This is a genomic window from Mesorhizobium sp. RCC_202, from assembly GCF_041355295.1.
In the GTDB taxonomy this organism is placed as follows: Bacteria; Pseudomonadota; Alphaproteobacteria; order Rhizobiales; family Rhizobiaceae; genus Mesorhizobium.
Window position 1 is genome coordinate 140,568 of the sequence record NZ_JBFUPO010000005.1, and the last position, 21,240, is coordinate 161,807.

Sequence of the window (21,240 nt, forward strand, 5' to 3'; positions counted from 1 at the left end):
TTGAGAATGAGCGAAGCTGCGAAAAAGCTGGACACGGGCAGCAAAGCGCACCCGTCGACTGCCACGCTCGATTTGAACGGCAAGACGCACGAGTTGAAGGTGCGAAGCGGGACGGTCGGACCTGATGTCATCGACATCGGCGCGCTCTACAGCACCACCGGCGCCTTCACCTACGATCCGGGGTTCACGTCGACGGCAAGCTGCGAGTCGGCGATCACCTTCATCGATGGCGACGCCGGCATTCTCCTGCATCGCGGCTTCCCGATCGACCAGCTTGCCGAACATGGCGACTTCCTCGAAGTCTGCTATCTGCTGCTTTATGGCGAGCTGCCGACCAAGGCGCAGAAGGACGACTTCGACTACCGCGTGACGCGCCACACCATGGTGCATGAGCAGATGTCGCGCTTCTTCACCGGCTTCCGCCGCGACGCGCATCCGATGGCCGTGATGTGCGGCGTCGTTGGCGCGCTGTCGGCCTTCTATCACGATTCGACCGACATCTCGGACCCGTACCAGCGCATGATCGCCTCGATGCGCCTGATCGCCAAGATGCCGACGATCGCCGCGATGGCGTATAAATACCATATCGGCCAGCCCTTCATTTACCCGAAGAACGATCTCGGCTTCGCCGCCAACTTCCTGCATATGTGCTTTGCCGTGCCGTGCGAGGAGTACAAGATCAATCCGGTGCTGGCGCGCGCCATGGACCGCATCTTCATCCTGCATGCCGACCACGAGCAGAACGCCTCGACCTCGACCGTTCGCCTCGCCGGCTCGTCGGGCGCCAATCCCTTCGCCTGCATCGCCGCCGGCATCGCCTGCCTGTGGGGTCCCGCCCATGGCGGCGCCAATGAAGCGGCGCTGAACATGCTGGGCGAGATCGGCCATGTCGATCACATCCCGGAGTTCATCGCCCGCGCCAAGGACAAGAACGATCCGTTCCGCCTGATGGGCTTCGGCCACCGCGTCTACAAGAATTACGATCCGCGTGCGAAAATCATGCAGAAGACCGCGCATGAAGTGCTGGGCGAGCTCGGCATCAAGGACGATCCGCTGCTCGACATCGCCATGGAGCTGGAAAAGATCGCGCTGACCGACGAGTACTTCATCGAAAAGAAACTCTACCCGAACGTCGACTTCTACTCCGGCATCACGCTGAAGGCGCTGGGCTTCCCCACCACCATGTTCACCGTGCTGTTCGCGGTTGCGCGCACCGTCGGCTGGATCGCGCAGTGGAAGGAAATGATCGAGGATCCGCACCAGAAGATCGGCCGCCCGCGCCAGCTCTACACCGGCGCCACCGAACGCGACTACGTGCCGATTGCGAAAAGATGAGCGAGTAGCGAGTAGGGAGTAGTGAATAGGGAAGAGGGTCGAGCACTTACTCAGCCCTACTCCCTACTCTCTATTCGCTCTCTTGATGCACCCCATCACCACCTCGGCGGCAATCTCGCCGGATGGTCGCTCGGTCGCCATGCGGCGGGCGATGTCGGCAAAGCCGGCCTTCTGCCAGGCGCGCATGCCGGTGTCGGCGAACAATGCTTCCAGCTGCCGCGCCAGATTCTCCGGCCGGACATACAGGTCATAAAACTCGGGAACCAGCGCGCGGTCGGAAATCAGGTTGGGCAGCAGCGCCGACCATGCGGTCACCAGGTGCAGCAGAATTTTGCGGGCGATCGGATCGAGCTTGTAGCTTGAAACCATCGGCACACCGGCAAGCGCCAGCTCGAGCGAGACCGTTCCCGAGGCAATCATGGCCGCGTCGGCCTTGCCGAAAGCCTGCCACTTGCGCTCCGGCTCGGTTACGATTTCCGGTTTCTCGTCCCAGGTCGCGACCGACGCCTTCACCAGATCGGCAACATGCGGAACCGTCGGCAACAGCACACGCAGGCGGTGGCCGCGCTGGTGCAACACCGACACCGTCTTGCCGAAGGGTTCCAACAGCCGGCGCACCTCGCCACGGCGCGAGCCCGGCAGCACGAGCAACGTCTTCACGCGATCGTCGGCAAGGTCGCGCGCCAGGCTCTGAGCCTTGGCGGCGGCGAGCACGCCTGGATCTTGGGTCAGGCGGTGGCCGACATAGGTGCCGGGCGGCCCGCCGAGACGGCCAAGCGCCTTTACCTCGAAGGGCAGGATGCACAGGATGTGATCGACATAAGGCTTCATCGCCGCCGCCCTGCCCGGCCGCCATGCCCACACACTCGGGCAGACATAGTGCACGATCGGGATGGCGGGATTGGCCGCACGGACCTTCTTGGCAACACGCAGAGAAAAATCGGGGCTGTCGATGGTGATCAGGCAATCCGGCCGCCCGGCCGCGATCGTCGCCGCCGTCTGGCGGATGCGACGCATCAGCCGCGGCAAATCGCGCAGCACCGCGCTGAACCCCATCAACGCGATCTCGGCGCCGTCGAACAGCGGCGTCAGCCCCAGTTCCTGCAGATGGCGGCCGCCTATGCCGACGAGCTGAACCCTGCGTCCGGTTGTCCGCTCCAGCGCCCGCACGATGTCGGCGCCGAGCAGATCGCCGGATTCCTCGCCGGCAACGATCGCGATCTTGAGCGGCTTGTCACTGGCCATTGGCCGGCTCCATTGCGGGCAGACCGACAATGAACAGGCCAAGCGCATTGGCGCGCGCCAGCGTCGCCGGACCTTCGAGAACGAGCGCATGGCCAGCTTCGACCGCGATGCCGGCCAGGCCGGCGGCATGCGCGGCTTCGACGGTTTCGGGGCCTATCGAAGGCAGGTCGGCACGCAACTCCTGATCGGGTTTGGCGCATTTGACCAGCACGCCGCGCTCCTTGCCGGCGAGCCTGCCATGGCCGCGCAGATCCCGCGTTCTTTCGAGCAGGCCTCGGGTGCCTTCGACGCCTTCCAGCGCGATAGCCCGCCCGCCGATCGCAACCGCCGCCTGACCGATGTCCAGCGCGCCAATAGCCTTGGCTGCCGCTCTGCCGGCCTGAATGTCGCGCCAATCGGATTGTCGGGGCGCTGCCGTCGTCAGCGTGCCTTCGCTGGCTGCCAGCTCGGGAACAACTTGATGTGCGCCGACCACCGTGATGCCCCGCTTCTCCAAACCTCGCGTCAGCATCTTGAGCAGCCCGTCGTCGCCGCGCGCCAAAGCCACGACCAGAGAGGGTATGATCGCCAGCAGACCAAGGGTCGGGCGTACTTTGCTCAGCCGTGGCCGGCGCCTGATCTCTCCGGCAAGCACCAGATGGCTGATGCGCTGGCGCTTAAGCAAGGAGACCAGCGAACCGATCTGCTCCAGCGCAAGCCTTTCCTGCGCGTATTCGGCAAAATCCGCCTCGCGGTCGACTTCGCCGTCGACCAGGATGATGAAAGGGGCGTGGCCTTGTCGGACCAGGCCCGCGGCGACTTCCACCGGCAGACTGCCGCCACCGGCGATGATGCCGACCCTGGCGCCCGGCGCGAGTGCAAGTCGGGCTTCGGTCGGCTCAGCCCTCGTCATCGCCATTGTCATCGTCGCCGCCACCCTTGAGCGACGGGACGGCATAGTGCCGCTTGCCGCGGCTGGAGATGAAATCGATGATTTTCATGGCCGTTGGCGACGAAGCGAATTCCACCTTGGCCAGTTCGACATTCTCGCCGACGGTGCGGGAACGGTCGAAGATCGTCCTGTAGGCCTTTCGCAACAGGTAGATTTCGGAACGCGCCAGACCGGCTCGCTTCAATCCGATGATGTTCAGGCCGCGCAGGCTGGCGCGGTTGCCGACGGCGATGGCGTAGGGGATGACATCGCCGACGAAGGCCGAGCAGCCGCCGAGGAAGGCGTTGTCGCCGACACGCACGAATTGATGAACGGCGCTGAGGCCGCCGATATAGACGTTGTCACCAATCTCGCAATGTCCGCCCAGTGTGGCGCCATTGGCGAAGGTCGCGTTCTTGCCGACGACGCAATCATGAGCGATATGGGCATAGGCCAGGAAATTGCCGTTGTCGCCGATGGTCGTCTCGCCACGGCTGGTATCGGTGCCGAGATGCATGGTGACGCCTTCACGGATCGTGCAATTCTCGCCGATCACCAGCGTGGTGCGGCCGCCCTTGTGCTTGGTGTTTTGCGGCGGCCCGCCGAGCGTCGCCATCGGATAGACCTTGGTCGAGGCTCCGATCGTTGTCGCGCCCAGCACCGAGACATGGCTGACCAGTTCGACGCGGTCGCCGATCACGGCATCGGCGCTGACATAACAGAAGGGACCGATGCGGACGCCTTCGCCGAGTTGCGCGCCTTCCTCGACGACCGCGGAAGGATGGATGGATGTCTGGACTTTCATGAGCATATCGAACCGTCAGCCGGTAACCATCATAGCCGAGATCTCGGCTTCCGCCGCTTTCGCGCCGTCGACCATCGCCTCGCAGGCAAATTTGAGCAGGTTGCCGCGCATTTTGATTTTCTTGACGTGGATCTTCAACTGGTCGCCCGGAACGACCGGTTTGCGGAATTTCGCATTGTCGATGGTCAGGAAATAGACCAGGGACGGCGTTTCCGTCTTGAGGCTGCGGATGCAGATGGCTCCGGCCGTCTGCGCCATCGCCTCGATGATGAGCACCCCCGGCATCACCGGCTGCCCGGGAAAATGGCCCTGGAAGTGCGGCTCGTTCATCGTCACGTTCTTGATGCCGATGGCGGAGTCGTTGCCGTCGATTTCGACGATGCGGTCGATCATCAGGAACGGATAGCGATGCGGCAGGAGCTTCATCAGCCCCATTATGTCGACCGTATCGAGCGCCGTTACCACCATGTCAGCCATTTCCGTCGCCCTGCTTGCGGGTCTTGGCGAACCTGCGCAGCATCGCGATCTCGCGCAGGGCTTCCGCCATCGGCTGCGCCGGATAGCCACCCCAGACCTCGCCCGCCGGCACGTTGTTCATGAATCCACTTCTGGCGGCAAGCTTGGCTCCCGCCCCGATGGTCAAATGGTCGGCGAGGCCGACACCGCCACCCATGGTGACGTTGTCGCCGACGACGACGGAACCGGAGATACCCGAAAGCCCCGCTATAATGCAATTGCGACCGATGCGAACATTGTGGGCGATCTGAACCAGATTGTCGATCTTGGTCCCCTGGCCGATGACCGTGTCGGACATCGCGCCGCGATCGACGGTCGAATTGGAACCGATCTCGACATCATCCTGGATGATGACGCGGCCGATCTGCGGCACGCGTTCGGGCCCCTTGGCGCCGCCCACGAAGCCGAAGCCATCCTGGCCGATCCTGGCGCCGCCGTGGATGATGACACGGTTGCCCAGAAGCGCGTACTGGATGCTGGCGCCGGGGCCAATGAAGCCATCCCGGCCAATTCTGCAGGAGCGGCCGATCACGGCATGAGGCGCAATCACGGTGCCGCTGCCGATCGCGACATCGGGGCCGATCACGGCGCCCGCCTCGACGATGGCCCCCTCCTCGATATGGGCGGAGGGATCGACGAACGCATGCGCCGAAACGCCCGTCTCCCCGGTCATCGGTCCTGGAGTGGCGGCCTGCGGGAACAGCAGGCGCCCGACCATGGCGAAAGCCTGTTGCGGTCGCGGATGCACCAGCACCGCGACACCTTGCGGTGCCTTGCTGGCAAAATCTGCGGGGCAAAGGACGGCGGCCGCCTTGAGCGCCTGCATGAGCGCGAAATTGCGCTTGCCGTCGACAAAGACGAGCGCGCCGTTGCCGCCCTCATTGGCCGGAGCCAGCGCCTCGATGGCGATTTCGGCCTGCGTGGAATCGACCAGGCTGGCGCCGGTCAGATTCGCGACTTCGCCAGCCGTATACCGGCGTGAAGGCGCGAAGAACACCGGATCGGTCATTCCAGAAGCAATATCCAGCTGGGTCGGGTCAGTCCACTCCGGGCCGTCAACCGGCCCGGAAAATCACAACCACGAAATTAGAAGCGGGTCGCAATACCGAAGTTGAATTCCTGCACGTCGTCATGCGGCTGTTTCTTGACCGGTATCGCATAGTCGATGCGGATCGGACCGAACGGCGAAGCCCACATCAGGCCGATACCGACAGAGGCGCGGAGCGCCATGTCGGTCGATTCCTGACCAACCAAGTTAACCTTTGAACCATAAAGCGTCGCTGCGTCGGCAAAAACGGCGCCGCGTAAGCCAAAGCTTTCCGGGATAGCCGGCAGCGGGAATTGGGCTTCGGCCGAGGCGTTGAAATAGGTCGTGCCGCCGAGATGGTCGCCCGTATTCGGGTCGACCGGGCCGATGCCGCCATATTCAAAGCCGCGGATCATGCGATCATTGCTTTGGAACTGGTCGAAGATACGCAGGCCACCATTACCAAACCCGGAAATGTAACCGGCGCCGCCCGAGACCAGGCCGACCAGGTCCCACTGCTCGGACAAGGTATGATAGACGCTTCCGCGACCGGTCACCTTCACCCACTTGGCGTCACCGCCAAGCCCGGCAACTTCAGTCGTGCCGGTCAGATAGAGACCCTCATGCGGGTTCTTCATGTCGTCGATGGTATTGTAGACCAGACCCAGGCTGACCGACGATTTGACCCAGGTGCCCTCGTGGATGGCGTCCAAAATGGCTGGCGAAATCGTACAGTTGGGGCCATCGGGATCGAGACCGGTCACCGTACCGCAATTGTCGTCCACTTTGTATTTTTCTTGCGAGATATTGTACGCCAGCTGGGTCGAGATGCTGTCCGTGATCGGCAGACCGAACCGGATCGTCGCGCCAGTGGTATCGCTGTCATAGCTGTTATTGTACTCGCGGGTCGACTTGTAGATATCGAAGCCCGCCGCGATGCGCCGGCCGAGGAAATAGGGCTCGGTGAAGGACAGGGCGTAGTCGCGCGAATTCTTGCCGCCACCGGCCGACAGCTTGATGTACTGGCCGCGACCGAGGAAGTTGCGCTCGGTGATCGAGCCTTCCACCGAAGGTCCGGGCGTATCGCCGCCGGTCGAGTAGCCGGCGCCGACCGAGAACTCACCGGTCGACTTCTCGACCACGGTGACCACGAGCACGACCTGATCCGGAGCCGAGCCCGGGACTGTCGAAATGTCTACGGACGTAAAGTAATCAAGGTTCTCCAGCCGCTTCTTCGCGCGCTGGATGAGAACCTGGTTGAACGCGTCGCCTTCGCTGACATCGAATTCACGACGGATGACATAATCGCGCGTGCGATCATTGCCGCGGATTTCGATGCGCTCGACATAGGCCTTGGTGCCCTGGTCGATGGTATAGACCACCGAAATGGTGTGGTTTTCGAAATTGCGGTCACCGCGCGGCGTCACCTGGGCGAAGGCGTAACCCGAGCCAGCGACCTTCTCGGTCAGGGCAACGATCGAATCCTCGACGTCCTTGGCGTTGTACCTGTCGCCCTTGTGGGTTTCGACCGTCGACTCCAGCGACTTCGAATCGACCTCGGGAATGGTGCTCTCCACGCTGACGTCGCCGAACGTATAGAGGTCGCCTTCCTGAACGGTGATGGTGACCGTGTATTTGTTGGTGGCGTTGTCGAGCTCGCCGACAGCCGAGACGACCTGGAAGTCGGCATATCCGTGATTGTAGTAGAAGCGGCGCAGCAATTCCTGGTCGGCGCGCAGCTTGTCCTCGTCATAGACGTCGTCGCGCAGCACGAAGGACAGCCAGGACGAACGCTTGGTGTTGATCACATCCGACAAGCGGCGGGCGGAATACGCGTGGTTGCCGACGAAGTTGATGGCGGCAATCTGGGTGCGGTCGCCCTCGGTGATGTTGAAGACCACATTCACCCGGTTCTCGCCGAGGTCCATGACCTGCGCGGTCACGCCGGCATCGTCACGGCCGATATGCCGGTAGGCGGCCTTGACCGACTCGACATCGGCATCAAGCGCCTGCTGCGAGAAGGTCGAACGCGGCTTCAGCTGGATAGCCATCTGAAGCGCATTGTCCTTGATCTTCTTGTTGCCCTGGAACAGGACCTGATTGACCACCTTGTACTCGGAAACCTTGACCACCAGGCTCGATCCGACCTGATTGATCTGGACATCCGAGAACAGACCGGTGCCGAACAGCGCCTTGACGGCGGCGTCGATGTCGGCGCTCGAGAAGGGCTTGCCGGGCTTGATGGCGATGTAATTGCGGATGGTCTCGGCGTCGACGCGCTGATTGCCGCTGACATCGACTCTGCTGATAACCGCAGCTTCGGCTACCGATGTGGCAACGAATTGCACTGCGAGCGCGCCTGGCACAACCAGGGCGGCGGACAGGGCCGCCGCGGAAGCGGCGCTCAGAAACTTAGATGCTGCCTTCATCGGGCTTTTGTACCTTTTTCTCGTAGTCCCCACGGCGAGAAAACCGGACGTGCGGTATTTCCCTTACCGTATTAACCGGATTTTCCCTACACGCAAGGCTCCCGGTTAATTTGTATTTACTTAACCGTACCGCGTGGCTTTCGCGTCACGCATATCCCCACGCATGGTAAACGGCATCTCAACGTGAACGGCGCCGAAGCCAAATTCCTTCATGATTTCAGCACCCAAACAGATCATTCCAGAAAACGAAACCCATAAAACCGAGAACCAGGAAGAGACCGGTCCGATAGGCCATCTCCATCATCCGCTCCGAAACCGGCCGCCTTATGACGGCCTCCACGCCGTAGAACAAGAGATGGCCGCCGTCGAGAGGGGGAATCGGCAGGAGATTGAGAATACCTATCCCGACTGACAGAAATGCCACAAGCTGCACAAGCCATTCAAAGCCGAGTTTGGCCGCCTGGCCCGACATTTTCGCTATCTTGATCGGACCGCCCAGCTGGCACTTGTCCTCGCGCCCAGCGACGAAGCGCTGCAGGAACTGGCCGGTGCGCTCGATCACATGGCCGGTTTCCTCGACCGCTGCCAGCACCGCGCCGGCGGGCGTGTAGGACACCAGCCGCTGTTGGCCCAGTTCGGCGTTGTTGACGACGCCAATGACCGCGACCTTGACCTTGTTGCCCAGCGCATCCTGCTGCTCCATCGGCGCCGGCGTTGCCGTAACGGTGATTTCCTTGCCATCGCGCAGCATAGTGAAGGCGATGGCGTCACCGGCGCGGCCCGAAACCAGCCGCTGCACATCCGCGAAGGTCTCGACTTTGCTGCCGTCGACTTTGACGAATCGGTCGCCGGGCTGAATTCCAGCCTGGGCTGCCGGACTGCCCGCGGTGACTTCCGCCACCGTCGGCTCCATGACCGAACGGCCATACAGCGAAAACAGCACCGCAAAGACGACAATGGTCAAAAGGAAATTGAACATCGGGCCGGCAACGACCGTTGCCGCGCGCTTCCAGATCGGCTGGGTGTGAAAAGCGACCTCGCGCTCGGCGTCGGTCAGCGATTCGATCTCTTCGGTGCTCGGCTGGCTCGACGTCGCATTCATGTCGCCGACGAATTTGACGTAACCACCGAGCGGAATGGCGCAAAGCTTCCAGCGCGTGCCGTGGCGGTCGTAAAAGCCGAAAAGCTCCGGGCCGAAGCCGATGGAAAAGGCCTTCACGCCGATCCCGCACCAGCGGCCGATCAGATAATGCCCCATCTCATGGACGAACACGACCACGGTCAGCACGAACAGGAACGGCACCAGCGTGCCAAGGACAAAGCCTTGCGTGCTGAAGAGCGCGTGGAAGATGTCGTTCAAGTCATGCCCTCAAATTCACCGCCGCGCGACACTCACCCGCGACTGTGGCTCAATCCAGGCGAATCCGTGGCGTCTGCCGCTTTTCGCTCTGCCGCAACGTCGTTTCAGTTCGGGAACAGCCCCAGTGCCGGATGGTCGGCGCCCGCCGCGATCCACCCAATGACGTACAGGGCGAAGGCCGCGGCGACAAGCCCGTCTACCCTGTCCATGACGCCACCATGGCCGGGAATCAGCTTGCTGGAATCCTTGGCGCCGTGCCGGCGCTTGACCCATGATTCGAAGAGATCGCCGATTTGCGAAACAATCGACAGCGCCAGCGCGACTAAGCCAAGCTGAACGAGATTGCCAGCGCCCGCGGCGGCCGCCAGAATCAGCCCGGCGGCAACACCGCCCGCCGCCCCGCCCGCAGCGCCACTCTGTGTCTTGCCGGGCGAGATGGACGGCGCGAGCTTCGGACCACCAACCGCGCGACCAACGAAATAGGCCGCTATGTCGGTCGCCCATACCACCGCGAACAGGAACAGAATCGCTATCAGCCCGGAATGGTTGTCATCGCGCAGGTAAGCGAGCGAAAGGCCGGACAGCGCGGCATAAGCCAGTCCGGACGCTTCCCATTGTCCCGTTCCCCGTATCCGTGCAGCGATCGCGACGCCTGCGACCAGGATCGCGCCGAGCAGCAGCAACCACAGCGCCGGCAGGCCCGCAACCAGCGCGACAATGAAGACGCCAGCCAGGGCCTCCGGCAGAAAACCGAACGCGGCGCCTGCCGACTGGCGCGACATGCGTGTCCATTCGTAGAAGGTCAGCGCGACGATCGCCGCGCAAAACAGGCGGAACGGCAACCCGCCAAACCAGGTGACCGTAAGCGTAACCGCCGCCATCACGATTGCCGAGATGACGCGCTGCTGGAGATTGCTCATCGGGGCCGGCGCTAGAGTGCGACGTCGCGGGCGGCAAGCCCGCCGAATCGGCGTTCGCGGCCGGCAAAATCGCGCAGGGCGTCGGCCAAGTGCTCGCGGCTGAAATCCGGCCAATAGCAAGGCAGGAAGACGAGCTCGGCGTAAGCCGCCTGCCAGAGAAGAAAGTTCGACAGCCTGAGCTCGCCGCTGGTGCGGATCACCAGCTCCGGATCGGGGATGCCTCGGGTGTCGAGCGAACCGGCAAAGCTTTCCGCCGTGATGGCGTCGCTGGCGATCTCGCCGCGCGCGACGGCATCCGCCAATTTGCGCGCCGCGCGCACGATCTCGTCGCGGCCGCCGTAGTTGAAAGCGATGACCAGTGTCAGCGACTCGTTGCCGGCGGTAAGCGATTCGGCTTCCTGCAGCAGACCCCTGATGTCGGGCTGCAACCCATCCTTGTCGCCGATCACCCTCACCCGCACGCCGTTCTGGTGCAGTTCGGCGAGATCGCGGCGGATGAACAGCTTCAAGAGGCCCATCAGGTCGCTGACCTCGGATTTCGGCCGCGACCAGTTTTCCGACGAGAAGGCGTAGACCGTCAGATAGGAGATGCCGAGCCCGGGCGCTGCACGCACCGCCTTGCGCAAGGCCTCGACGCCGGCGCGATGGCCGGCAAGGCGCGGCAGGCCGCGCGCCTTTGCCCAGCGTCCATTTCCATCCATGATGATCGCGACATGCGCGGGCGTTGCCATGGTCTCGCTTTCGGGCCGGAAAACCCGACCCTAAACCTGCATGATTTCAGCTTCCTTATCGGAAAGCAGGTGATCGATGATGCTGATCGTCTCGTCGGTCAGCTTCTGCACCTGGTCGGAGCGCTTGCGCTGATCGTCCTCGCTGATCGTGCCGTCCTTTTCCGCCTTCTTGAGGAAATCCATGCCGTCGCGACGGACATGGCGCGCCGCGACGCGGGCGTTCTCGGCATAGCCGTGCGAAATCTTGACCAGCTCCTTGCGGCGCTGCTCGTTGAGTTCAGGCAGCGGAATGCGCAGATTGGTGCCGTCGACGATCGGGTTGAAGCCGAGATTGGCTTCGCGGATGGCGCGGTCGACGGCGCTGACCATCGACTTGTCCCAGACCGAAACCGAAATCATGCGCGACTCCGGCACCGTCACATTGGCCACCTGGTTGATCGGCATCGTCGTGCCATAGGCCTGCACCTGGATGGCATCGAGCAGGTTGCTGGACGCGCGGCCGGTGCGTAGCGAAGCCAGATCGTGCTTGAAGGCCGCGATCGCCCCGTCCATGCGCCGCTTGAGGTCGTCGAACTCGCTCATGATCATCTCCTCGACCCGTTCACCGGGTTCGCTGTTGGTGTTCTTGTCCCGTCCGCAATCCGCCTTCGATTAACGGATCCCGGCCCCGATTACTTGTCCGCGACGACCGTGCAACGGCCACCGCCCCTCAAAATGTCGCCGAACCCACCCTTTTCGTGGATCGAATAGACGATTATCGGAATGTTGTTTTCGCGCGCAAGTGCAATTGCGGCCGTATCCATGATTGCCAGCCCGCGTTTGATGACTTCGGCATGACTTATGTGCTCGAAACGGACCGCATTCGTGTCCTTCTTGGGATCAGCCGAATAGACGCCGTCGACCTGCGTACCCTTGAACAGCGCGTCGGCGCCGATCTCGGCGGCACGAAGCGCCGCGGCCGAATCGGTGGTGAAGAACGGATTGCCGGTGCCACCGGCGAAGATCACCACCTTGCCCTGGTTCATATAGGCGGTGGCCTGGCGCTGGGAAAAGCTCTCGCAAAGCTCGGGCATGGCGATCGCCGACAGCACAACCGCATCGACACCGATCTTGTTCAGCGAGGTGCGCAGCGCCAGCGAGTTGATGACGGTGGCGAGCATGCCCATGTGGTCGCCGGTGACACGGTCGCCGCCCTTCGAGGCGACGGCCACGCCGCGGAAAATGTTGCCGCCGCCGATGACGACGCCGACTTCGACGCCCAACTCGCGCGCCTCGGCGATGTCGGCGGCGATCCGGTCGACAACCGAGACATCGATGCCGAAATGCTGCTCACCCATCAACGCTTCGCCGGAAGCTTTCAAAACGACACGTCGATAGAGGGGCTTCACCGTCATCTCAATCCTCGAAAATCGCGGCGCGGCAAATCGGGCGGCGAAACCGGCCCCGCTTCGCCAGGCGGTGCTGTCATGATGGCCGACCCGATACACGAAGGGCGCGGCGATGTCACGCCGCGCCCTTGCGCAAAAATCCAGGCTTTTTCGATCCGTTGCTGGCTTTTCGATCCGTTGCCGCCTTTTCAATCACTTGCCACCTTTTCGATCAGTTGCCACCTTTTCGATCAGTTGCTTGAGATGCTGACCGCATTGCCTTCGATCAGAACCGGCGGGCAATAGCCGGCGGGCTTGTCGCCGGTCACCGCGCCGCCGGTGACGCGGGCCTGGATCTCGGAACCGAAATAGGAATGCGGGAACGGCGCCGGCGTCCCGCTGACAGCCTCCAGCCGCTTGCGAAGCTCGGCGGGAATGGAAAAGTCGAGCGCGCCGAGATTGTCCTGCAGCTGCGCGAGTTTCGTCGCGCCGAGGATGACGGAAGCGATGCCGGGCTGCGTCGCCACCCAGTTGAGCGCGACCTGGGCCATGCTGCGACCGAGTTCGGCGGCGACCTTCTCGAGCTCCGCCACGATCGCCCAGTTACGGTCGCTGAACTTCTGGAAGCCGGGATGCGTGGTGTTGCGAAAACCGTCGAGCCGGCCGGCATTGCCTTGCTGTGTCGGCTTGTACTTGCCGCTGAGCAGGCCGCTGGCCAAAGGGCTCCACACCATGATGCCGGCGCCGTGATGGGTGGAGAACGGCACATATTCATGCTCGATGGAACGCTCGGCGAGCGAATATTCGAGCTGCAGCGCCGAGACAGGCTCATAGCCGCGCAGCTCGGCGATCGCCTGGGCGCGGCTGGCATACCAGGCCGGCACGTCGGACAGGCCGATGTAGCGCACCTTGCCGCCGCGAACGAGGTCGTCCATCGTGCGCAGCACTTCCTCGGCCGGCGTGATCCTGTCCCACACATGCAACAGGTACAGGTCGATATAGTCGGTGCCGAGCCGCTTCAACGAAGCGTCAACCGCGCGCATGATGTTCTTGCGGCCATTGCCGCCGGCATTCGGATTGCCGGCCTCGGAATTGAAGGTGAATTTGGTGGCGATCACTGCCTTGTCGCGCAGGCCGCGCTCGGTGATGAATTCGCCAAGCCAGGTCTCGGCCGTGCCGCCGGTATAAAGGTCGGCGGTATCGAGGAAATTGCCGCCGGCCTCGATATAGGCGTCGAACATGGCGCGTGCGGTCTCACGGTCGGTGCCCCAGCCCCATTCGGTGCCGAAGGTCATGGTGCCGAGCGCCAGCCGGCTGACGCGCAGCCCGCTGCCGCCAAGGGTGTAATAGCTCATGGTCATGGCTTGGTTTCCAATTCTGATCTGGTCGATGCGCCGGCTTATTGGCCGGGGGTCGCCTTGACCCAGGGATTGCCGCGCTCATGCGTCATGCGGAAGGTGAAGCCGTCGACCTTCCAGCCGGCGGCGGAGCGGACCAGGTGGTGCTCATAGGTGCCCCAGACCTCCCAGAGCGGATCGCCATTGCCTTCCATCCGGTTCCAGGCATAGCCGTTGGAGCGGACCGTCGCGGCATTGGCTTCGAGCGCGACCTGATGATTCGTGCGCAGATGCAGGCTGGTCTTGCTGCCCTTGAGGTTGCCGGCCCAGGCGCCGATCAGATCGTCGGAGGCGATGTTTGCTGCCGGCTGCCCCGAAAGCGTGCTGAAATCGGCGACGACGCGCTCAGCGAAATAGCTGCGGGCCAGTTTCCAGTCCTGGGCATCGACGGCGCGATCGATGGCGTCGGCGATGCGGATGACGGCGCGCTCATCGGCCAGCGCCTGCCAACCGGCCGGCTCGGCGCCGCCGGCGTCGACGGGAGCCAGCGCCATGCTGGCCGCGAAAGTTACTTGTCCCAACGCGTTCATGTCTCTTCTCCTGTGGATCGGCCCGTGACCAATGGATGATTTGCCAATTGCGGGTGGGCGCTCAGCCCTTCGCCAGCGTGTCGACCACGATCTGGAACCGGCGCGGGTCGAAATAATCGTGATAGGCGACGATCAAGCCGTTCTCGAAGCGGAAAATGGCGATGTTGCTGTTGGTGTATTCGGCGCCACCCGCAATGACGGCGCGGTTGCGGTATTCGACAACGACCGCTTCGGAGTCGGCCGCCGGATAAATGGCCGTCACCTCGGATTCGAAGGATTCGAAATTGCCGAACAGCCCCTTGAAGGCTGTGACGATCGCGGCCTTGCCGTCGATGCTGTCGCCAAATCCCGTCGGCGGATAAGGCACGATGATGCGGCCGTTATCGGCCCAAAGTTCAGCCCAGCCCTCGATGTCCTTGCGATGCAGCAGGTCGAAGAAGCGGCGAACCGCCTCGATGTTACGGGTCTGGTTGGCGTGAAGGTCGTTCATTTGAGGTCTCCCTGACGCGGCTCGATCTGTGCCCTTCGATGCGCCTTAGATGAACCTCATTTGCCCCTTCGATAAGGTTGCATGATCTGCATGGACTATGCGATATAATTCATGAATGGACCGCGATCTCCTCACGCATCTGCCTGTCATCATCGCCGTGGCGCGCCGCGGCGGCTTCGCTTTGGCGGCCGCCGAACTCGGCATGAGCCCGTCGGCGGTCAGCCATGCTGTACGACTGGTCGAGGAGCGCGTCGGCCAGCCGCTTTTCGCCCGCACGACGCGCAGCGTATCACTCACGGAAGCCGGCAAGGCATTGGTGGAGACGGCGGCCCCTGCCCTGCAGGACATTGCCGAGCGGATGGACCGCATCCGCGCCGTCAAAGGCCGCCCGTCAGGCCTGCTCAGGATCAATGTCCCCAACATCGCCGTGCCGCTGGCGGTGACGGCCGTGGTCGCGGCGATGGCAGAACGCTACCCCGACGTGACCATCGAATTGCTCACCGACCAGAGGCTGGTCGACATCGTCGGCGAAGGATTCGACGCCGGCATCAGGCTGGGCGAGATGATCGCGCAAGACATGGTCACGGTGCGGCTGACACCGGCATTCAAAGCCGTGATCGTCGCCTCACCCGCCTATGTCGGAAAGCACGGCCGTCCGCGCGACGTGGCCGATCTCGCCAACCACAACTGCATCGGCTACCGGCTGGTTCGCTCCGGCGCCTTGTATCGCTGGGACCTGACCGAGAACGGCAAGGACGTCATCGTCGAGACGCGCGGCACGGTCATCGTCACGGATTCGCTCGCGGCCATCGATCTGGCACTGGCCGGCGTCGGCCTCTGCTATGTCTTCGAGCCGCTGGTGCGGGCGGATCTTGCCGCCGGCCGCCTCACCCAGATCCTGCCGCAGACGGCGATCGAGGAGCCAGGCCTTTTCCTTTACTTCCCGCGCCGGGCGTCGATGGCGCCGAAGCTCAGGGCCTTTATCGACACCGCACAAGAAATCGGCCGGGCATCCATGCGGACACCCGACCGAGTCGCCTGAGCTCGTAGACCCTTGTGGAGGGTTTATTTCTTGACCGCCGCCGCGACTTCCGCGGCGAAATCGGACTCTTCCTTCTCGATGCCTTCGCCAAGCGCAAAGCGCAGATAGGCCGTAATCTTGGCCGGCGCGCCGATTTCCTTCTCGGCATCCTTCAGCGCCTTCTCGACGGTGATGTCGGGATTGAGCACGAAGGCCTGCTTCAGCAGCACGACTTCCTCGTAGAATTTGCGCAGGCGGCCCTCGACCATCTTTTCGATGATGGCTTCCGGCTTGCCGGACTGACGCGCCTGGTCGGAGAAGATCGCCTTTTCGCGCTCGACAGCGGCAGGATCGATCTGTTCCGCAGTCAGCGCCATCGGGTTGGTGGCGGCGACATGCATGGCGACCTGACGGCCAAAGGCCTTGGCGGCATGCTCATTGCCGGTGGTCTCGATAGCAACCAACACGCCGAGCTTGCCGAGGTTGTCGGCAACCGCGTTGTGGACGTAGGTCGCAACCGCGCCGTGCGGAACGGAGAGCTTGGCCGAGCGGCGGAAGCTCATGTTCTCGCCAATGGTGCCGACCGCGTCCTTGATGGTGTCGGCGACCGATTTGTCGGAACCCGGATACTTCGCGGCGGCCACGGCTTCCGTCGTGCCATAAGCGAGCGCAACCTTGGCGACATTGCGAACGATCTCCTGGAACTGCTCGTTGCGGGCAACGAAGTCGGTCTCGGAATTGACCTCGACGACGGCAGCCTCGCGGACGCCGGAATCGACGCCGATCAGACCTTCGGCGGCAGTGCGGCCAGCCTTCTTGTCGGCCTTGGAGATGCCCTTCTTGCGCAGCCAGTCGACGGCTTCTTCCATGTTGCCGTTGGTCTCTGTCAACGCCGTCTTGCAGTCCATCATGCCCGCGCCGGTCAAGTCGCGGAGTTCTTTGACCTGTGCAGCCGAAATGCTCATTGTCGCCTCTTTGTTTAAATGCACCGACGCACCATCGGCATTCGATGGTGCGTCCGTTTAGCGTGCCAAAATATTAGAAAGATGAAGGCCGCAAGCGGCCTTTCGTTTATCAGGCTTCCGGGGTCTCGGCCGCCGGAGCCGCGTCGAGCGCCGGCTCGATCGGAGCCTCGGCCGAAGCGCCGATGTCGACGCCGAGCGCGCCCTGCTGGCGAGCGATGCCGTCGAGGGCAGCCTTGGCGATCAGGTCGCAATAGAGCTGGATGGCGCGGGCAGCGTCATCATTGCCGGGGATCGGGAAGTCGATCTTGTCCGGATCGCAGTTCGAATCGATGAGGGCGACGACCGGGATGCCGAGGCGCTTGGCCTCCAGGATGGCAATCGCTTCCTTGTTGGTGTCGATGACGAACATCAGGTCAGGCGTCGAGCCCATGTCCTTGATGCCGCCCAGCGCCTTGTCGAGCTTCTCGCGTTCGCGGTCGAGGTTGAGGCGCTCCTTCTTGGTGAGGCCCTGGGCCTCGCCGGCGAGCAGTTCGTCGAGCTTGCGCAGGCGCTGGATCGAGTTCGAGATCGTCTTCCAGTTGGTGAGCATGCCGCCCAGCCAACGCGAGTTGACATAGTACTGGGCCGAGCGCTGCGCGGCGTCGGCGACGATGTCGGAAGCCTGGCGCTTGGTGCCGACGAACAGCACGCGGCCGCCCTTGGCGACGGTGTCGGACACCTGCTTCAGAGCCTGGTGCAGCAAAGGCACAGTCTGCGACAGGTCGATGATGTGGATGTTGTTGCGGGCGCCGTAGATGTAAGGTGCCATCTTCGGGTTCCAGCGGTGGGTCTGGTGGCCGAAGTGAACACCAGCTTCCAAAAGCTGGCGCATGCTGAAATCTGGCAGAGCCATTCTTTATTTCCTTTCCGGTTGGCCTCCACGGACACAGGCATTTCGGACAGGATGTCCTGATGCCACCGGAGGTTTCAGCCGGATTTCTCCCGGGCAGACACCAAAGTCCGTGTGTGGAATGAGCGCGCATATAGAGGGGAAGCGCTGCAAACGCAAGCCGTGCGTCGCTTCACGGCTCAACGTGCGGCAATCAGCGCACCGGTGCCGATCATCGCGCCGCCGGCGAGCCTGTTCATGAGGCGCATGCGCTTCGGGGTCTTGAACCACCCGGCGGCCCGCCCGGCAAGCGCGGCATAGAGGCCCATGGTGATAATGTTGACGCTGACCACGACAAGCACGACGAGCAGGCCGTCGGCAAAGGTCATCGTGTTGAGGTTCAGGATCAGCGGCATGATCGAGGCATGGAACAGGATCGCCTTCGGATTGCCGAGCGCGATGGATGCGCCGAGGAAGAAGGAGCGCGACAGCCGCGTCTGCGCCTGATGAGGCTCATCCGATTGCATGGCCGCGGCCCGCCACATCCGGATGCCGAGAAACACCAGGTAGGCGGCGCCGGCGTATTTCACCAGAAGAAAGACCCACTCGAATGTCTGGGCCAGGGCTACCAGGCCGAGCAACGCCAGGGTGACCAGAACGGCATCGCCGGCGGCAACGCCGACGCCAGCCATGAAGGCGCGGATGAAGCCGCGCGAGACGCCATTGGTGATGACCGCGAACATCGCCGGTCCAGGCGTCGCGGCCGCCAATGTGATTGCGACGCAATAGGCCAGGAACGCCGTCACCGTCATCGTTTTACCTTCCCGTTGGGCACCCGAACGCGGCGGAAGACCGCAACGATCTCCTCGCGGCTGCATTCGATCGCGCCAAGCCGCACCGCCCGGACGCGCTCGAAACTGGTTATATCGTAATGCGGCGCCGACGTCTTGGGCGGTCCCTGATAGGTCGAGCGCTTCAGGCCAAGCTCCGCGGCGAAACGGTGCAACTCGTCGGTATCGTCGGCAAGCAGATGGCACCAGCGTCGGCCAGCCCACTTCCAGATCGCCGCATCGACATAGACCGCCATCAGGCGCGCCTGGTTGGGCTTACTTCGAAACCGGGCAAGGCTTGGTCTGGTCGAACAACGACAGGTTGACCAGCTTGCCGGTCATCGAGAAGTCGCCATAGTCCATGACGAGGTCGCGGGTGATGCCGTTCTCATGCAGCTTGAAGCTGATCCGGTATTCCGGCGTCTCTCCGCCCGATTTGTCGGTGTCGTCGAAATAGGCGATGTCGACCGGCCAGTATTTGTCCGTCGCGAGCTTGGCCAGCGCCGGCGCTTCGGGATCGGACTTGTCGGCCTCGGTCTTCTTGCCGACGACGACGGTGGTCGCCATCACCTTGTTGGCGTCTTCCGAGCCGTCGAACAGATTGGTCTGGTAAAAATTCTCGCCCTTTTCGGCCTTGCCGATCAGCTCGACCAGGTGCTGCGTCGGGAACTGCGTGGCCGAGAGCTCGACGCTGTTCTTCTCCGGCTTGTCGATATCGACCTTGAGGCCTTTCGCCTCTTTGACGGCCGTTCCCTTGACCTCCTTGTCGAGATTCTGGTCGACGAAGGATTTGGTCACGAAGGAAAAGGTCTTGCCTTCGGCATCCTCGAAGGTGGTCGTCTGCTGGTCGGTCAACCGGGTGTTGTCGTTGGTGACGATCTGGGTGACGAAGCGGAATTTTACCGTATAGCCCTCGCAGGCCGAGCCGTTGAACTCATACACCATGCGTCCGGTGATGCCGGTGATGCCCGAGCGGTCCGACGCTTTGTCGAGCGTGAGATCGTAGACGGCGCGGTGCGCCTGCAGCGCGGGCACGGCAAAGGCCGGAGCCATCGGGAACACCGCCGAGGCAAGCGCGGCGGCGAGAAAAAGGCGCGATGCGCGCATGAGATACTCCGATCGTCGCGGCCGATGGCAGACCGCAGGTAAAGATGGTCCAGCTTAAAAAAAGTCGTGGCGGAAGCGAGGCAAAAATAGCAATTTCGGCCCGGCCGACGCGGCGCCTTCCAGCAATAGGGAAAACCAATGAGCGAAACAATCGAAAAGCGGCTAAGCGATCTTGGCGTCACTCTTCCAGCCGCCGCGGCGCCCGCCGCCAACTACGTGCCCTATTGCCGCACCGGCAACATGCTGTTCACCGCCGGCCAGCTGCCGCTCAAGGACGGCAAGCTGCAGGCAAGCGGATTGCTTGGCCGCGACATCGACACGGCCGCCGGCAGGGAAGGCGCGAAATTCTGCGCCATCAACATCCTGGCGCAGGCGAAGGCCGCGCTTGGCGATCTCGAAAAAATAACCCGCCTGGTCAAGATCACCGTCTTCGTCGCATCGGCGCCGGATTTCGTCGAGCAGCATCTGGTCGCCAACGGCGCGTCCGACTTCCTGGTCGCGGTACTCGGCGAGCGCGGCAAGCATGCGCGCTCGGCCGTCGGCACCGCCTCGCTGCCGCTCAATGCGGCGGTCGAGATCGAAGCGATCTTCGAAGTCGCATGAGGCCTGTTATGACCGACCTTTCCTGGCTGATTGCCCGCCCGGTCGCGCATCGCGGCCTTCACGACATGAACAAGACCCGCTGGGAGAACACGCTGTCGGCCTTCGCCGCGGCGGCCGAACGCGGCTATGCGATCGAATGCGACGTGCATATCTCGTTGGACGGCGTTCCCGTCATCATCCATGACGGCGATCTGAAGCGCCTGACGGGTGAGGACGGGTTCATCTGGCAGCGCACGGCGGGTGAGCTCACGGCCCTCAAGATCGGCGGTACAAACGACCATATCCCAACGCTGCAGGAAGCGCTCGACCTGATCGACGGCCGCGTGCCGCTCGTCGTCGAGTTGAAAGGCGTTCCCGGTCACGACGAAGGCCTGGTGGCGAGCGTCGGCCGCTTGCTCAAGCGCTACAAGGGCAAGGTCGCGATCATGTCGTTTGACCATTGGCTGATCCGCGATTTCGCCAAGCAAGCGCCTGGGATCCCCGGCGGGCTGACCGCCTATGGCAAGGATAATCAATTGATCGAGGCGCATTTCGCGATGCTCGCCCACGACCTCGCCTTCACGTCCTACGCCGCCGGCGACCTGCCCAATCCCTTCGTCAGCTTCGTGCGCGAAAAGCTCAAAATGCCCGTCATCACCTGGACGGTGCACGACCAGCCGGCGGTCGACCTCACCTTCAAATATGCCGACCAGATGACTTTTGAGGGCTTTGAGCCTGACCTTGTGAAAGTAGCCTGATCAAGGTCCCTCAAACGTGACTTGTAGCGGCCCCGACGGAGCTTAAA

Annotated in this window: 24 protein-coding genes; 5 read left to right on the forward strand and 19 right to left on the reverse strand. The window is 62.8% G+C overall.

Annotation, left to right across the window (positions count from 1 at the left end; genetic code table 11):
* Positions 1-6: 6 nt before the first annotated feature.
* A complete protein-coding gene (gene gltA / locus AB6802_RS13485) occupies positions 7-1,335 on the forward strand; it encodes a citrate synthase (protein WP_371010603.1) in 1,329 nt (442 codons plus the stop codon).
* Between the two features lie 63 nt (positions 1,336-1,398).
* Here the strand turns inward: gltA and lpxB are convergent, their stop codons facing one another.
* The 11 genes from lpxB to pyrH form a co-directional block, all read right to left on the reverse strand.
* Positions 1,399-2,580 (reverse strand): lipid-A-disaccharide synthase, encoded by a 1,182-nt coding sequence (gene lpxB / locus AB6802_RS13490; protein WP_371010604.1) that lies wholly within the window; start codon positions 2,578-2,580, stop codon positions 1,399-1,401.
* Positions 2,570-3,472, reverse strand: a complete 903-nt coding sequence (locus AB6802_RS13495; protein WP_371010944.1) for an LpxI family protein — start codon at positions 3,470-3,472, stop codon at positions 2,570-2,572. The genes lpxB and AB6802_RS13495 overlap by 11 nt, the downstream gene beginning before the upstream one ends.
* Positions 3,459-4,295, reverse strand: coding sequence for an acyl-ACP--UDP-N-acetylglucosamine O-acyltransferase (lpxA, locus tag AB6802_RS13500; protein WP_371010605.1), 837 nt, complete (start codon positions 4,293-4,295; stop codon positions 3,459-3,461). The genes AB6802_RS13495 and lpxA overlap by 14 nt, the downstream gene beginning before the upstream one ends.
* Before the next feature lie 15 nt (positions 4,296-4,310).
* Positions 4,311-4,772, reverse strand: a complete 462-nt coding sequence (fabZ, locus tag AB6802_RS13505) for a 3-hydroxyacyl-ACP dehydratase FabZ (protein ID WP_371010606.1) — start codon at positions 4,770-4,772, stop codon at positions 4,311-4,313.
* Positions 4,765-5,820 (reverse strand): UDP-3-O-(3-hydroxymyristoyl)glucosamine N-acyltransferase, encoded by a 1,056-nt coding sequence (gene lpxD, locus AB6802_RS13510; protein ID WP_371010607.1) that lies wholly within the window; start codon positions 5,818-5,820, stop codon positions 4,765-4,767. Before lpxD ends, fabZ begins: the two co-directional genes overlap by 8 nt.
* Before the next feature lie 77 nt (positions 5,821-5,897).
* On the reverse strand, positions 5,898-8,267 hold the full coding sequence (gene bamA, locus AB6802_RS13515) for an outer membrane protein assembly factor BamA (RefSeq protein ID WP_371010608.1): 2,370 nt from the start codon (positions 8,265-8,267) through the stop codon (positions 5,898-5,900).
* A 217-nt stretch (positions 8,268-8,484) separates the two neighbouring features.
* Complete coding sequence (gene rseP / locus AB6802_RS13520) at positions 8,485-9,627, reverse strand: RIP metalloprotease RseP (protein ID WP_371010609.1); 1,143 nt, start codon at positions 9,625-9,627, stop codon at positions 8,485-8,487.
* A gap of 104 nt (positions 9,628-9,731) precedes the next feature.
* On the reverse strand, positions 9,732-10,547 hold the full coding sequence (locus tag AB6802_RS13525) for a phosphatidate cytidylyltransferase (protein ID WP_371010610.1): 816 nt from the start codon (positions 10,545-10,547) through the stop codon (positions 9,732-9,734).
* An 11-nt stretch (positions 10,548-10,558) separates the two neighbouring features.
* Positions 10,559-11,278: an isoprenyl transferase gene (locus AB6802_RS13530; RefSeq protein ID WP_371010611.1), complete on the reverse strand. Its 720-nt coding sequence runs from the start codon at positions 11,276-11,278 to the stop codon at positions 10,559-10,561.
* A gap of 30 nt (positions 11,279-11,308) precedes the next feature.
* On the reverse strand, positions 11,309-11,863 hold the full coding sequence (gene frr / locus AB6802_RS13535; protein ID WP_371010945.1) for a ribosome recycling factor: 555 nt from the start codon (positions 11,861-11,863) through the stop codon (positions 11,309-11,311).
* Between the two features lie 86 nt (positions 11,864-11,949).
* Positions 11,950-12,672, reverse strand: coding sequence for a UMP kinase (pyrH, locus tag AB6802_RS13540; RefSeq protein WP_371010612.1), 723 nt, complete (start codon positions 12,670-12,672; stop codon positions 11,950-11,952).
* On the opposite strand from pyrH, the gene AB6802_RS13545 reads away from it, so the two are divergent.
* The gene (locus tag AB6802_RS13545) at positions 12,601-12,951 is read left to right on the forward strand and encodes a hypothetical protein (RefSeq protein ID WP_371010954.1); all 351 of its coding nucleotides are present in this window, start codon (positions 12,601-12,603) and stop codon (positions 12,949-12,951) included. The genes pyrH and AB6802_RS13545 overlap by 72 nt on opposite strands.
* Here AB6802_RS13545 and AB6802_RS13550 read toward each other — a convergent pair.
* The 3 genes from AB6802_RS13550 to AB6802_RS13560 form a co-directional block, all read right to left on the reverse strand.
* Positions 12,897-14,006 carry an aldo/keto reductase gene (locus AB6802_RS13550; RefSeq protein WP_371010613.1) on the reverse strand — a complete coding sequence of 370 codons (1,110 nt, stop codon included), beginning with the start codon at positions 14,004-14,006 and terminating at the stop codon, positions 12,897-12,899. The two genes, AB6802_RS13545 and AB6802_RS13550, sit on opposite strands and share 55 nt — an antisense overlap.
* 38 nt (positions 14,007-14,044) lie before the next feature.
* Complete coding sequence (locus AB6802_RS13555) at positions 14,045-14,572, reverse strand: nuclear transport factor 2 family protein (protein WP_371010614.1); 528 nt, start codon at positions 14,570-14,572, stop codon at positions 14,045-14,047.
* A gap of 61 nt (positions 14,573-14,633) precedes the next feature.
* Positions 14,634-15,062: a nuclear transport factor 2 family protein gene (locus tag AB6802_RS13560; protein WP_371010615.1), complete on the reverse strand. Its 429-nt coding sequence runs from the start codon at positions 15,060-15,062 to the stop codon at positions 14,634-14,636.
* 115 nt (positions 15,063-15,177) lie between these two features.
* Between AB6802_RS13560 and AB6802_RS13565 the strand changes: the two genes are divergently transcribed.
* Positions 15,178-16,104: a LysR family transcriptional regulator gene (locus AB6802_RS13565; protein ID WP_371010616.1), complete on the forward strand. Its 927-nt coding sequence runs from the start codon at positions 15,178-15,180 to the stop codon at positions 16,102-16,104.
* 23 nt (positions 16,105-16,127) lie between these two features.
* Here AB6802_RS13565 and tsf read toward each other — a convergent pair whose 3' ends face one another.
* The 5 genes from tsf to AB6802_RS13590 form a co-directional block, all read right to left on the reverse strand.
* Positions 16,128-17,048 (reverse strand): translation elongation factor Ts, encoded by a 921-nt coding sequence (gene tsf / locus AB6802_RS13570; RefSeq protein ID WP_371010617.1) that lies wholly within the window; start codon positions 17,046-17,048, stop codon positions 16,128-16,130.
* A gap of 109 nt (positions 17,049-17,157) precedes the next feature.
* Positions 17,158-17,940, reverse strand: coding sequence for a 30S ribosomal protein S2 (gene rpsB, locus AB6802_RS13575; protein ID WP_371010618.1), 783 nt, complete (start codon positions 17,938-17,940; stop codon positions 17,158-17,160).
* Positions 17,941-18,116: 176 nt separating this feature from the next.
* Positions 18,117-18,728: a LysE family translocator gene (locus AB6802_RS13580; protein WP_371010619.1), complete on the reverse strand. Its 612-nt coding sequence runs from the start codon at positions 18,726-18,728 to the stop codon at positions 18,117-18,119.
* Complete coding sequence (locus AB6802_RS13585) at positions 18,725-19,003, reverse strand: DUF4031 domain-containing protein (protein WP_371010620.1); 279 nt, start codon at positions 19,001-19,003, stop codon at positions 18,725-18,727. The genes AB6802_RS13580 and AB6802_RS13585 overlap by 4 nt, the downstream gene beginning before the upstream one ends.
* 19 nt (positions 19,004-19,022) lie before the next feature.
* Positions 19,023-19,853 carry a cell envelope integrity EipB family protein gene (locus AB6802_RS13590; protein WP_371010621.1) on the reverse strand — a complete coding sequence of 277 codons (831 nt, stop codon included), beginning with the start codon at positions 19,851-19,853 and terminating at the stop codon, positions 19,023-19,025.
* Positions 19,854-19,991: 138 nt separating this feature from the next.
* Between AB6802_RS13590 and AB6802_RS13595 the strand changes: the two genes are divergently transcribed.
* The gene (locus AB6802_RS13595; protein WP_371010622.1) at positions 19,992-20,456 is read left to right on the forward strand and encodes a RidA family protein; all 465 of its coding nucleotides are present in this window, start codon (positions 19,992-19,994) and stop codon (positions 20,454-20,456) included.
* 8 nt (positions 20,457-20,464) lie between these two features.
* Positions 20,465-21,193 (forward strand): glycerophosphodiester phosphodiesterase, encoded by a 729-nt coding sequence (locus tag AB6802_RS13600; protein ID WP_371010623.1) that lies wholly within the window; start codon positions 20,465-20,467, stop codon positions 21,191-21,193.
* Positions 21,194-21,240: the final 47 nt, after the last annotated feature.